7 protein-coding genes are annotated in these 13,343 nt (G+C 66.0%); all 7 read left to right on the top strand.

The genetic code is table 11. The features are described from left to right. Positions 1 to 1,271: 1,271 nt before the first annotated feature. The 7 genes from FHX42_RS08395 to FHX42_RS08425 all read left to right on the top strand — a co-directional run bounded on the left by FHX42_RS08395 (position 1,272) and on the right by FHX42_RS08425 (position 13,340). The gene (locus FHX42_RS08395; RefSeq protein ID WP_182543688.1) at positions 1,272 to 2,981 is read left to right on the top strand and encodes a glycine/sarcosine N-methyltransferase; all 1,710 of its coding nucleotides are present in this window, start codon (positions 1,272 to 1,274) and stop codon (positions 2,979 to 2,981) included. Between the two features lie 74 nt (positions 2,982 to 3,055). Further along, complete coding sequence (gene metK / locus FHX42_RS08400) at positions 3,056 to 4,249, top strand: methionine adenosyltransferase (RefSeq protein ID WP_182544202.1); 1,194 nt, start codon at positions 3,056 to 3,058, stop codon at positions 4,247 to 4,249. 147 nt (positions 4,250 to 4,396) lie between these two features. After that, a complete protein-coding gene (locus FHX42_RS08405) occupies positions 4,397 to 5,371 on the top strand; it encodes a carbohydrate kinase family protein (protein WP_182543689.1) in 975 nt (324 codons plus the stop codon). Between the two features lie 21 nt (positions 5,372 to 5,392). Further along, the gene (metH, locus tag FHX42_RS08410; protein WP_182543690.1) at positions 5,393 to 8,995 is read left to right on the top strand and encodes a methionine synthase; all 3,603 of its coding nucleotides are present in this window, start codon (positions 5,393 to 5,395) and stop codon (positions 8,993 to 8,995) included. Between the two features lie 61 nt (positions 8,996 to 9,056). Beyond that, positions 9,057 to 10,517 carry an adenosylhomocysteinase gene (ahcY, locus tag FHX42_RS08415; RefSeq protein ID WP_182543691.1) on the top strand — a complete coding sequence of 487 codons (1,461 nt, stop codon included), beginning with the start codon at positions 9,057 to 9,059 and terminating at the stop codon, positions 10,515 to 10,517. A gap of 288 nt (positions 10,518 to 10,805) precedes the next feature. Further along, positions 10,806 to 11,699 (top strand): mycobacterial-type methylenetetrahydrofolate reductase, encoded by an 894-nt coding sequence (locus FHX42_RS08420; RefSeq protein ID WP_182544203.1) that lies wholly within the window; start codon positions 10,806 to 10,808, stop codon positions 11,697 to 11,699. A gap of 237 nt (positions 11,700 to 11,936) precedes the next feature. Further along, a complete protein-coding gene (locus FHX42_RS08425; protein WP_182543692.1) occupies positions 11,937 to 13,340 on the top strand; it encodes an FAD-binding oxidoreductase in 1,404 nt (467 codons plus the stop codon). Positions 13,341 to 13,343 lie beyond the last annotated feature (3 nt).

A 13,343-nucleotide genomic window follows, 5' to 3' on the forward strand; every position in this document is an offset into this window, starting at 1 on the left:
AGTATTCGTCGCGGGGACCAGGTGGTTGCGTCCGGTTTGTCGCGATCGTGCGCGTCGCTGGGTAGTCGTCTGGTTACTACTGGTCATAAGGATCATGCGAGGAAGTCGGGGGTGATGCCCGAAAACGATTTCCTAGGGTTCGTGAAGGCGACTGTGACGAACCTCGAATTCATTGGAATTTCGTTGCGGAGAGCACGGACGGGTTCCGCAATGAGCAATTATTGACTCGGACGTGGAGCGCCCGTCGCCGAGTTCGGCGGCGTCGCGCGCGACAATGCGTCCCCTCCGGGGCGTCGAGAGGCGTTGTCGAGAGGATCATGAGATGAATTACCAAGGGGCACTCGTCGCCGCGATCGGGAGGATAAAAGTGGCGGAGCCGAGGGGCCGCGAGGCGAACTGTCGCGGGCGCGACGGGCCGATATCGGGCCGTCGCGACAGGACTTGACCGATCAGGAACGCCGGTGCTTTCGAACGTTCCGGAGCTGAATCCCCACCGAGGCCTCGTTCAGCGGTTCCTCCCGCGCTGCGCAGCTGGGATCATCGCTGCGGCGGCAGGGGTCGGTGGAGCTCGGGAGCGGCGCGCGAGGAGGACGTGACTAGTGGGAACCGGCTCGTGGCGATGGTTCGGTCTCGACGGTCGCCCTGGCGCTGCGCTGCATCGGAATACCAGTGTAACATCCTCGCCCCCGTTCGCGATGAAACGGGAGCGAGGGGACGACAGAGCTCGTCCGACGGTGGCACCCGCGGCGGGGTTCGTGGGGCGCTGCGGCAGTACCGCGGCGACACTGTGACGGTGATTATTTCGCCGACCGATGAGGTTGCCCCGTTTGTCTCCGTTGTGGTATTTAATGCGCCCGCGCAGTGTACGCAAGATCATCGACTTGTGCCTTTACCGGATCGTGACTCGGCGCCGAAATGCTTGAATGAGTGCAGGTCGGGACGCATTTATTTACCCAGGGTGATCGTACGAATCACGCGATCATACTATTGGTATGATTAGGGTCACACGTTTGTGCTGTTGCTTTTTTTGTTTATTCGCCTAAGTTGGGTTCTCGGCGCACGGATTGTGCTTCGGGATCCGGTCGGCAAAGGTGCCGATCGAGTGTGATGACCGGCGTCGGCGCGCGGCCCCGAGTTTCGGCTGCCCGCGCCGGTTGCGGCCCTGGCGATGATCAGCGGCGACCCGACGCGTCCGTGGGAAGGCTCGACGCGGACAGCGCGGACCGAGCGATGCAGTGGCGCATGACCAACGCGAGTGGTGGGAGTGAAGTATGGCCAAGAGCGTGGATGATCTTGCCCGCGGTAACCAGTCAGGGACGGCCGCGGAGGACGTGGCGGACCCGGTGCACCGTGAGCAGCAGGCCTTCGGCGACAACCCGACCGAGGTGCGCGACACTGATCACTACACCCATGAGTACGTCGGTGGATTCGTCGACAAGTGGGACGACCTGATCGACTGGAAGAAGCGCTACGAGAGCGAAGGCCAGTTCTTCGTCGACCAGCTCAAGGCCCGCGGGGTCCAGTCGGTCCTCGACGTGGCCACCGGCACCGGTTTCCACTCGGTGCGGTTGCTGGAAGAGGGCTTCGAGACCGTAAGCGCGGACGGCAGCCCGCAGATGCTGGCCCAGGCCTTCAGCAACGGGCTGGCTTATGGCGGTCACATCCTACGAGTGGTCCACGCCGACTGGCGCTGGCTCAACCGGGACGTGCACGGTGAGTACGACGCCATCATCTGCCTGGGTAACTCATTCACCCACCTGTTCTCCGAGCGGGACCGTCGCAAGACTCTGGCCGAGTTCTACGCCATGCTCAAGCATGACGGTGTGCTGATCATCGATCAGCGCAACTACGACTCGATCCTGGACGACGGCTTCTCCAGCAAGCACACGTACTACTACGCCGGCGAGGACGTCTCGGCCGAGCCGGACTACCTCGATGACGGGCTCGCCCGCTTCAAGTACACCTTCCCGGACAAGTCCGAGTACTTCCTGAACATGTACCCGCTGCGCAAGAACTACACGCGGCGGCTGATGCGCGAGGTCGGCTTCCAGCGCATCGACACCTACGGTGACTTCCAGGAAACCCACGGTGACACCGAACCGGACTTCTTCATCCACATCGCGGAGAAGAGCTACCGGGAAGAGGACGAGCTGGCGGACATGTACTCCTCCGCGGTGAACACCGCCAGGGACTACTACAACTCCGAGGACGCCGACAACTTCTACTACCACGTCTGGGGCGGCAACGACATCCACGTCGGCCTCTACGAGACCCCGGAGCAGGACATCGACACCGCCTCGCGCCGTACGGTGGAGCGGATGGCGAGCAAGGTCGAGATCACCCCCGAGACCCGGATCCTCGACATCGGCGCGGGCTACGGTGGTGCCGCTCGCTACCTGGCGCGGACCTACGGTTGCAAGGTTGCCTGCCTGAACCTCAGCGAGGTGGAGAACCAGCGCAACATCGAGTTCAACCGCGCCGAGGGCCTCGACGGGCTCATCGAGGTCAAGGACGGTTCCTTCGAGGACATCCCGTACCAGGACAACGCCTTCGACCTGGTGTGGTCGCAGGACGCGATGCTGCACAGCGGCGACCGCGGGCGGGTCCTGGAGGAGACCACTCGCGTGCTCAAGCCGGGTGGTGACTTCGTGTTCACCGACCCGATGTCCTCCGACCAGGCGGCCAGGAAGGACTTGGAGCCGATCCTGGACCGGCTCAGCCTGGACAGCATGGGCTCGCCCGGCTTCTACCGCAAGGAGCTGGCGCGGCTGGGTCTGCAGACGTTCGACTTCGAGGACCTGACCAGCTACCTGCCGCTGCACTACGGCAGGGTCCTCGAGGTCCTTGAGAGCCGGGAGCAGGAGCTGTCCGACCGGATCGGCGAGCGGTACCGCACGAGCATGAAGGCCGGTCTGCGCAACTGGGTCAACGGTGGCAACACCGGAAACCTCGCGTGGGGCATCGTCCACGCTCGTTCCTGAGACCGATACCCCGAGACCTACCCACGAAGACACAAGTACCGAGAGTCGAAAGGTGAAGATCAGCCGTGACTGAGATGAACCGCAGGTTGTTCACGAGTGAGTCGGTGACCGAGGGTCATCCGGACAAGATGGCCGACTCCATCAGTGATGCGATTCTGGACGCGATGCTGGCCCAGGACCCGCGCTCGCGCGTGGCGATGGAGACGATGATCACCACGGGTCAGGTGCACCTGGCCGGTGAGGTCACCACCGAGGCCTACGTCGACATCCCGACCCTGGTACGGGACAAGATCCTGGAGATCGGTTACGACGACTCGGCCAAGGGCTTCGACGGCACGACCTGCGGCATCAACGTGGCCATCGACCAGCAGTCGCCGGACATCGGGCAGGGCGTGGACACCGCCCACGAGTCCCGGGTCGAGGGCGCCATCGACGAGATCGCCAGCCAGGGCGCCGGTGACCAGGGGCTGATGTTCGGTTACGCCTCCAGCGAGACCGACGAGCTGATGCCGCTGCCGATCGCCCTGGCCCACCGGTTGTCCCGCCGGCTGACCCGCGTCCGCAACGACGGCACGCTGCCGTACCTGCGCGCCGACGGCAAGACCCAGGTCACCGTCGAGTACGCCGGCGACCAGCCGGTGCGCCTGGACACCGCGGTGCTGTCCACCCAGCACGCCGAGGACGTCGACCTCGACAAGACGCTGGCCGGCGACATCCGCGAGAAGGTCATCAACCCGGAGATCGAGAAGGTCGGCCTGGACACCGCGGACATGCGCCTGCTGGTGAATCCGACGGGCCGGTTCGTCACGGGTGGTCCGATGGGTGACTGCGGTCTGACCGGCCGTAAGATCATCGTGGACACCTACGGGGGCATGGCGCGTCACGGTGGTGGTGCCTTCTCCGGTAAGGACCCGTCGAAGGTGGACCGTTCGGCGGCGTACGCCACGCGGTGGGTGGCCAAGAACATCGTGGCGGCCGGGTTGGCCGAGCGGGTCGAGGTGCAGACGGCCTTCGCGATCGGCAAGGCGGCGCCGGTGGGCCTGTTCGTGGAGACCTTCGGGACCGAGAACGTGGATCCGGACAAGATCCAGGCGGCGATCAACCAGGTCTTCGACCTGCGTCCGGCGGCCATCATCCGGGACCTGGACCTGCTGCACCCGATCTATGCTCCGACGGCGGCGTACGGTCACTTCGGCCGGACCGACGTGGACCTGCCCTGGGAGCGCACCAACCGCGTCCAGGAGCTCAAGAACGCGGCCGGTGTGTAGGTAATCAGCTGACGTGGGTTCTCGCGCAGGCTGCGGGACGCGGACGGCCGCGTCCCGCAGCCTGGCGGGCACACCCGCACCAACCATCCAGCTGACCGTAGGCCGATGGCTGATCACAGCCATCGGCCCTGGTGAAGGAGTTTCTCAGTGCAGATCGCGGTGACCGGTTCAATTGCCACCGACCATCTCATGGCCTATTCCGGCAAGATCGCCGACCAGCTGATCGCAGACCAACTACAGCAGGTTTCGCTGTCGTTCCTCGTCGAGGAGCTCGTGGTTCGCAGGGGCGGTATCGCCGCCAACATCACCTTCGGACTCGGCCAGCTCGGCGTTACCTCGTTGCTGGTCAACGCCGTCGGGCAGGACTTCGAGGACTACCGCGCCTGGCTGGACCGCCACGGCGTGGACACTGTCTCCGTGCACGTTTCCGAGACCGCGCACACCGCCCGGTTCACGTGCACGACGGACCAGGAGCAGAACCAGATCGCCTCGTTCTACCCCGGCGCGATGTCGGAGGCCCGCGAGATCGAGCTCAGGCCGGTCGCCGACCGCGTCGGCGGTCTGGACCTCGTGGTGATCTCGGCGGGCGACCCCGAGGCGATGCTGCGCCACACCCAGGAGTGCCGTGACCGCGGTTACTCCTTCCTGGCCGACCCGGGCCAGCAGTTGGCGACGATGAGCGGCCCCGACGTCCGTAAGCTGGTGGACGGGGCCAAGTACCTGTTCACCAACGAGTACGAGCACAGCCTGCTGCTGCAGTCCTCGGGCTGGTCGCACGACGAGGTCCTGCAGAAGGTCGACAAGTGGGTGACCACTCTGGGTGACCAGGGCGTGCGCGTGGAGTCCCGGTCTGAGCCGACGATCGAGATCTCCCCGGTGCAGCCCAAGCAGGTCGCCGACCCGACGGGGGCGGGCGACGCACTGCGCGCCGGTTTCCTGGCCGGTCAGGCCAAGGGACTGAGCCTGGAGCGTTCGTTCCAGCTCGGTTGCACACTGGCGACAGTGTCGCTGGAGACAGACGGCCCGCAGGAATATGACGTCGAGCACGGCTCGTTCGTGGCCAGGATCGCCGAGACCTACGGTGACGCTGCGGCGGCCGAGGTCGAGTCGACCCTTCGCTGAAGCATCCGGGAAGGCAGCGTGATGACGACACAGAAAGAATCGGGACCGCAGGACAACGACCCGAGCGGGTTCCTGACGGCCATCGCCGATCGCGTGCTCGTCGGGGACGGCGGCATGGGCACGGCGTTGCAGGAGTACGACCTCTCGCTGGAGGACTTCAGCAACCTCGAGGGTTGCAACGAGATCCTCAACGAGACTCGTCCCGACGTGGTCCGCTCGATCTACACGGGCTTCCTGAAAAACGGCTCCGATGCCATCGAGTCGAACACATTCGGTTGCAACCTCCCGAACTTCGACGAGTACGACATCGTGGAGCGCATCCGCGACCTCGCCGAGAAGGGCGTGGCACTGGCCAGGGAGTGCTGTGACGAGTACTCCACCCCGGAGAAGCCGCGCTTCGTCCTGGGATCCATGGGGCCGGGTACCAAGCTTCCCACCCTCGGGCACGCGCCCTACGCGGATCTGCGTGACGCTTACCACCAGCAGGTGCTGGGCATGCTCGACGGCGGCGTCGACGTGGTGCTGGTCGAGACGTCCCAGGACCTGCTGCAGACCAAGGCGGCGGTCGTCGCGGCCAAGCGTGCCATGGCCGACCAGCAGAAGTGGGTGCCGATCATCGCCCACGTCACCGTCGAGCAGATGGGCACCATGCTGGTCGGCTCGGAGATCGGTGCCGCGCTGACGGCCCTGGAGCCGCTGGGCATCGACATGATCGGCATGAACTGCGCCACCGGCCCGGCCGAGATGAGCGAGCACATGCGAGTGCTGGCCGAGCACTCCACCGTGCCGATCTCGGTGATGCCGAACGCCGGCCTGCCCGAGCTCGGCGACAACGGCGCGGTGTACCCGCTGCAGCCCGACGAGCTGGCCGACGCGCTGGTCGGCTTCGCCAACAAGTTCGGTGCCCGCCTGGTCGGCGGCTGCTGTGGTGTGACCGGCGAACACGTGCGCCAGGTCGCCGAGGCGGTCAACGGGATGAACCCGGCCCCGCGCGTACCCGAGATCGTGCCGTCCGTCTCCTCGATGTACCAGGCGGTGCCGTTCGAGCAGGACGCATCGATCCTCAACGTCGGTGAGCGCACCAACGCCAACGGTTCCAAGGCGTTCCGCGAGGCGATGCTCGAGGAGCGCTACGAGGACTGCGTCGAGATCGCCAAGGCGCAGACCCGAGAGGGCGCGCACATGCTCGACCTGTGCGTGGACTACGTCGGCCGCGACGGCACCTACGACATGAAGGAGCTGGCCTCCCGGCTGGCCACCGCCTCGACGTTGCCGGTCATGGTGGACTCCACCGAGCCGGCCGTGATCGAGGCCGGTCTGGAGCACCTCGGTGGCCGGTGCGCGGTCAACTCGATCAACTACGAGGACGGCACCGAACCGGGCGGGCGGTTCGACCGCGTGATGCAGATGGTGCGCGAGCACGGTGCCACCGTGGTCTGCACCTGCATCGACGAGGAGGGGCAGGCGCGTAACGCGGAGTGGAAGCTCCGGGTCGCCGAGCGCCTCATCGCCGACCTCACCACGAACTGGGGGCTGGACGAGTCGGCGATTATCATCGACTGCCTGGTGTTCCCGATCACCACCGGGCAGGAGGAGGTCCGCAAGGACGGCATCGAGACGATCGAGGCGATCCGCCAGCTGAAGGCGCGGCACCCCAGGGTGCAGACCACGCTGGGGTTGTCGAACGTGTCGTTCGGCCTGAACCCGGCGGCGCGCCAGGTGCTCAACTCGGTGTTCCTCAACGAGTGCCGCGAGGTGGGGCTGGACAGCGCGATCGTGCACGCCTCCAAGATCCTGCCGATGAACAAGATCGACGACGAGGCCAAGCAGGTCGCCCTGGACCTCGTCTACGATCGGCGCCGGGAGGCCGCCGAGGGCGAAGAGGCCTACGACCCGCTGCAGAAGCTGATGGCTCTGTTCGAGGGCAAGTCCGCCTCGTCCAGCGGTGCCTCCAAGGCCGAGGAGCTCGCGGCCCTGCCGCTGTTCGAGCGGCTGGAGCAGCGCATCGTCGACGGTGAGCTGAACGGTCTCAACGCCGATCTCGACGAGGCCATGAAGGAGAAGAAGCCTCTCGAGATCGTCAACGAGACCCTGCTCGCCGGGATGAAGGTCGTCGGTGACCTGTTCGGTTCCGGGCAGATGCAGTTGCCGTTCGTGCTGCAGTCCGCGGAGGCCATGAAGACCGCCGTGGCCCACCTCGAGCCGCACATGGACAAGGACGACTCCGGCGGCAAGGGCAGGTTGCTGCTGGCCACCGTCAAGGGCGACGTGCACGACATCGGCAAGAACCTGGTCGACATCATCGTGTCGAACAACGGCTACGAGGTGGTCAACATCGGCACGAAGCAGCCGATCAACACCATCTTGGAGGAGGCCGAGAAGAACAAGGTCGACGCGATCGGGATGTCCGGTCTGCTGGTCAAGTCCACTGTGATCATGAAGGACAACCTGGAGGAGATGAACTCCAGGGGGATCGCGGAGAAGTACCCGGTGATGCTCGGCGGTGCCGCGCTGACCCGTACCTTCGTGGAGAACCAGCTCGACGAGACCTACGAGGGCGACGTCCGCTACGCCAAGGACGCCTTCGAGGGGCTCACCCTGATGGACCGCATCATGCAGTCCAAGAACGGTGAGAACCCGGAGGCCGACGAGGCGGAGAAGGCCAAGAAGGCCGAGCGCAAGGCCCGCCACGAGCGGTCCCAGCGCATCGCGGAGAAGCGCAAGGCCGAGGAGGGCGAGCTTCCCAGCCTGGACGACACCACCAAGTCGAACGTCGACACCGAGGCCGGTGTGCCGACACCGCCGTTCTGGGGTTCGAAGGTCGTCAAGGGCGTTCCGGTGGCCGACTACCTGTCGCTGCTCGACGAGCGTGCGACGTTCTTCGGCCAGTGGGGTCTGCGTGGCGCGAAGAAGGGCGATGGTCCTTCGTACGAGGAGTTGGTGGAGTCCGAGGGGCGTCCCCGCCTGCGGGCCTGGATGGACGAACTGGCGACCAAGGGAATCCTGCAGCACGCGGCGGTGGTCTACGGTTACTTCCCGTGCGTGTCCGAGGGCAATGATCTGATCGTGCTGGACAAGGAGGTGCCGGACGCCGAGGAGCGGCACCGGTTCCACTTCCCGCGTCAGCCGAAGGAACGCCGCCTGTGCCTGGCCGACTTCTACCGTTCGCGGGAGAAGGCCGAGCAACTCGGCCAGGTCGACGTGCTGCCGATCCAGCTGGTGACGATGGGTACTCCCATCGCCGACTACGCCAACGAGCTGTTCGAGAAGAACGCCTACCGGGACTACCTGGAGATCCACGGCATGGGCGTGCAGTTGACCGAGGCGTTGGCGGAGTACTGGCACCGTCGCGTTCGCCAGGAGCTGCTGTGGCCGGCCGGTGGGGCGGTCGCGCAGGAGGATCCCGAGGACGTGGAGCAGTTCTTCAAGCTCGGTTACCGGGGCGCCCGGTACTCCTTCGGGTACGGCGCGTGCCCGGAGATCGAGGACCGGGCGAAGCTCGTCGAGTTGCTCGACAGCGAGCGCATCGGCGTGGTGCTCTCGGAGGGTTACCAGCTGCATCCGGAACAGTCCACCGACGCGATCGTCAGCCACCACCCGGAAGCCAAGTACTTCAACGTGTGACCTGGTGTCTGCGGAAAGTGGCTGACATCGCACTGAACAGGGAAAACGAGGAAAGGAAATCATGAGCCCGAAACTTGAGAAGGTCAACGGCATCGAGTTCGCGATCGCGGACCCGAAGCTGGCCGAGACCGGCCGTCACCAGATCCGCCTGGCGGAGCACGAGATGCCGGGTCTGATGGCTACTCGCCGTGAGTACTCGGAGAGCAAGCCGCTCAAGGGTGCTCGGATCGCGGGTTCGCTGCACATGACGGTGCAGACCGCGGTGCTCATCGAGACGCTGGTGGAGCTCGGCGCCGAGGTGCGCTGGGTCTCCTGCAACATCTTCTCCACCCAGGACGAGGCCGCCGCGGCCGTCGTCGTGGGCCAGGGCACTCCGGACAAGCCGGAGGGCACGCCGGTGTTCGCCTGGAAGGGCGAGACGCTGGAGGAGTACTGGTGGTGCACCAACCAGCTGTTCCACAACTTTGCCGGTGGCAAGGGCGCGAACATGATCCTGGACGACGGTGGCGACGCCACCATGCTGGTCCAGAAGGGCGTCGAGTTCGAGCGGGCCGGTGCCGTGCCGCAGCCCACCGAGGACGACCCGGACGAGTTCAAGGTCGTGCTCTCGGTCCTGCGCGAGAGCCTCGCCCAGGACAAGCAGCGGTTCACCAAGGCCGCCAAGGAGATCAAGGGCGTCACCGAGGAGACCACCACCGGTGTGCACAAGCTCTACGAGCTGGTCAAGTCCGGTGACCTGCTGTTCCCGGCGATCAACGTCAACGACTCGGTGACCAAGTCGAAGTTCGACAACAAGTACGGCTGCCGCCACTCGCTGGTGGACGGCATCAACCGTGGCACCGACGTGCTCATCGGTGGCAAGACCGCGGTGATCTGCGGCTTCGGTGACGTCGGCAAGGGTTCCGCCGAGTCGCTGCGCGGCCAGGGCGCCCGGGTCATCATCACCGAGATCGACCCGATCTGCGCGCTGCAGGCAGCGATGGAGGGCTACGAGGTCAAGACGATGGAGGACGTCGTCGAGGAAGCCGACATCTTCATCACCACGACCGGCAACTTCGACATCATCACGGCCGACCACATGAGCCGGATGAAGCACAACGCGATCGTCGGCAACGTCGGGCACTTCGACAACGAGATCGACATGGCCGGCCTGGAGAAGGTCCCCGGCATCAAGAAGGTCGAGATCAAGCCGCAGGTCCACGAGTACACCTTCACCGACGGGCACGCGGTCATCGTGCTGTCCGAGGGCCGCCTGCTCAACCTGGGCAACGCCACCGGCCACCCGAGCTTCGTGATGTCCAACTCGTTCACCAACCAGACGTTGGCGCAGATCGAGCTGTGGACCAAGCCGGGCGAGTACGGCAAGGACGTCTACATGCTGCCCAAGCACCTCGACGAGAAGGTGGCGCAGCTGCACCTGGACGCGCTGGGCGTCAAGCTCACCAAGATGACCAAGGCGCAGGCCGAGTACATCGGCGTCGACGTCGAGGGCCCGTACAAGCCCGAGCACTACCGGTACTGATCCACGCGCACCACGAGTGCCGACCGGTGACTGCAGCCGCCGCCCGGGCACGGGCCCGGGCGGCGGCCCCTCCGCCCCGCTCACCGCGGCGTGTGCGAATCACGCCGGGCGCGGACAGGCTCCGAAAACGGCAGTTCTCATCGATTTTTCGTTTCCGGGTGAAGTCACCGTTTCATTCGATAGTAGTATTGGTCCCTCCTCGCGGCGAGGTAGGTTCGCAGGAGCTGTTGGTGAGCTCTGCGGTGACCGACGTCGACAAAAGGAAAACCCGAGGCCGACATGAACACCATGAACACCATCGCACTCGAACTGGTACCGCCCGACCTCGACGGCGGCGTGGAAAAAGCCGTGGAGGAAGGTCGCAAGGTGGCCGAGAACGCTCGGGCCACCGGTCTCGACGGCCGCATTCGGCATCTCATGATGCCGGGAATCATCGCCGAGGACGACGACCGCCCGGTCGAGATCAAACCCAAGATGGACGTGCTCGACTTCTGGAAGACGGTCCAGCCCGAGGTCGGCGACGTCAACGGGCTGTGCACCCAGGTGACCGCCTTCCACGACAAGCAACAGCTCACCGAGCGGCTGCACAGCCTGCGTGACGCGGGCATGGACGGCGTCGCCTTCGTCGGCGTGCCCCGCACCATGGCCGACGGTGAGGGCCCCGGGCTGGCTCCCACCGACGCGCTGACGCAGTTCCAGGACGTCATCGGAAACCGCGGCTCCATCCTGATCCCGACCAGGGAGGGCGAGCAGGGCCGGTTCAACTTCAAGTGCGAACGCGGCGCCACCTACGGGATGACGCAGCTGCTGTACTCCGATGCCATCGTCGACTTCCTCGGCGAGTTCGCCAAGCAGACCTCGCACCGCCCCGAGATTCTGCTTTCCTTCGGATTCGTTCCCGGAGCAGAAAGCAATGCGAAACTCATCGACTGGCTTATTCAGGATCCGGGAAACCCGGCCGTGGAGCGGGAGCAGAAGTTCGTGGCCGAACTCGCGGAACGCTCCTTCGCGGAACGCAAACAGGCGCTCGTCGACCTTTACAAACGAGTCATCGACGGTGTGGGAGGGCTCGGATTCCCGCTGAGCGTCCACCTGGAGGCGCCCTACGGCAACGTGAAGCCGGCCTTCGAAACCTTCGCGGAGATGCTCGACTACTGGGCCCCGCGTCCGGCCGGCTCGTGACCTCACACGTCCGCTGATCATCGGTAGTCACCGTGCCCCGGTTCGAAGAACCGGGGCACGGCTTTGTTTCGCGTCGAGCGCGCGTAGCAGCGCGGCGGTGCGGCAATGGGGCGTCGAGTCACCTCGTTCCGGGGCGGTGAGCTCGGCTGTGCCAGGATCGGGTGAGGTTATCCACTCTTTCGGGTGAACCACGGGATCCGGGGTGAGCCCGGGCCGGTCGTTGAAGAGGTGAGGTCGATGGTGACGGAGCGGTCGGACGGCGTGGTCGCCGCCCTGCGGGCGAGCCTGCCGGAACAGCGGTTGATCACCGCCCCGGACTCCGTCGCCCGTTACGCCCACGACGAGGCCGAGTGGGCTCCGTACGGACAACCGGCGGCCGTGGTGCGCGTGAGCAGTACCGACGAGGTCGTCACGGTGGTGCGGGCCGCTGCCGAGGCCGGTGTCGCCGTGGTGCCGCGTGGAGCGGGAAGCGGCCTGTCGGGTGGGGCCAACGCCCTGGACGGGTGCGTGATGATCTCGTTCGAGTCGATGAACTCGATCCTGGAGGTCAACACCGCCGAGCAGCTCGCGGTCGTCCAACCGGGCGTGATCAACGACGAGTTCCGTTCCGCCTGCCTGGAGCACGGCGCGTGGTACCCGCCCGACCCGGCCAGCTCGCCGTGGTCGACCCTCGGCGGCAACGTCGCCACCAACGCGGGCGGTGTGTGCTGCGTCAAGTACGGCGTGACCCGGGACTACGTGCTGGGGATGGAAGCCGTGCTCGGCAGCGGCGAGGTCGTCCGACTGGGGCGGCGTACCGCCAAGGGAGTCACCGGGTACGACCTGTGCGGGCTGTTCGTGGGCTCGGAGGGCACGCTCGGCGTCATCACCGAGATCACGGTCAAGCTGCGGCCGGGGACGCGCGCCCCGGAACGCACCGTCGTCGGCGCCTTCGACTCGCTGGTGGACGCCGGTGCGGCGGTGTCCGAGGTCACGGCTTCCGGCGTGGTGCCGTCGGCACTGGAACTGCTCGACGGCCAGACCCTGCGGGCCGTGGACGAGTGGAAGAACATGGGCCTGAGCTCGGAGGCCGAAGTCCTGCTGCTGGGGCGTTCGGACGCTCCCGGTGCCGCGGGGGAGCAGGAGGTCGAGACCCTGCTGAGTTGCTTCGACAAGGGCGGAGCGCGCTGGAGCACGCATTCCACCGACCAGCACGAGGCCGACGCCCTGTTCGCCGCGCGCAGGCTGGCGTATCCGGCGCTGGAGCGGCTCGGTCCGCTGCTGACCGAGGACGTCTGCGTCCCCCGGGCAGCGGTGCCGGAGATGCTCTCCCGCATCGAGCGGGCGGCTCGGCGACACGACACCCGGATCGGCAACATCGCCCATGCCGGCGACGGCAACCTGCACCCGTTGATCATCACTCCCGCCGGGGACGACGCGGCCAGGCAACGTGCCCAGCGCGCCTTCCACGACATCGTCGACGACGCGATCGCCCTCGGCGGTACCGTGACCGGGGAGCACGGCGTGGGACTGCTCAAGCGCAAGGGACTGCACGCCGAGCTCAGCCCTACCGTCGTCGGGATGCACGAAGCCGTCAAGAACGCCCTCGATCCCGCCGGGATCTTCAATCCCGGCAAGGTCTTCGGCGCGCCCCACGACTGACGG

Source organism: Halosaccharopolyspora lacisalsi (assembly GCF_014137975.1).
Lineage (GTDB): Bacteria > Actinomycetota > Actinomycetes > Mycobacteriales > Pseudonocardiaceae > Halosaccharopolyspora > Halosaccharopolyspora lacisalsi.

What these genes read in the sequence shown, in the direction of transcription:
- FHX42_RS08395 (WP_182543688.1), top strand. Translation starts at nt 1,272, where the DNA reads ATGGCCAAGAGCGTGGATGATCTTGCCCGCGGTAACCAGTCAGGGACG.
- metK (WP_182544202.1), top strand. Translation starts at nt 3,056, where the DNA reads ATGAACCGCAGGTTGTTCACGAGTGAGTCGGTGACCGAGGGTCATCCG.
- metH (WP_182543690.1), top strand. Translation starts at nt 5,393, where the DNA reads ATGACGACACAGAAAGAATCGGGACCGCAGGACAACGACCCGAGCGGG.
- ahcY (WP_182543691.1), top strand. Translation starts at nt 9,057, where the DNA reads ATGAGCCCGAAACTTGAGAAGGTCAACGGCATCGAGTTCGCGATCGCG.
- FHX42_RS08420 (WP_182544203.1), top strand. Translation starts at nt 10,806, where the DNA reads ATGAACACCATCGCACTCGAACTGGTACCGCCCGACCTCGACGGCGGC.
- FHX42_RS08425 (WP_182543692.1), top strand. Translation starts at nt 11,937, where the DNA reads ATGGTGACGGAGCGGTCGGACGGCGTGGTCGCCGCCCTGCGGGCGAGC.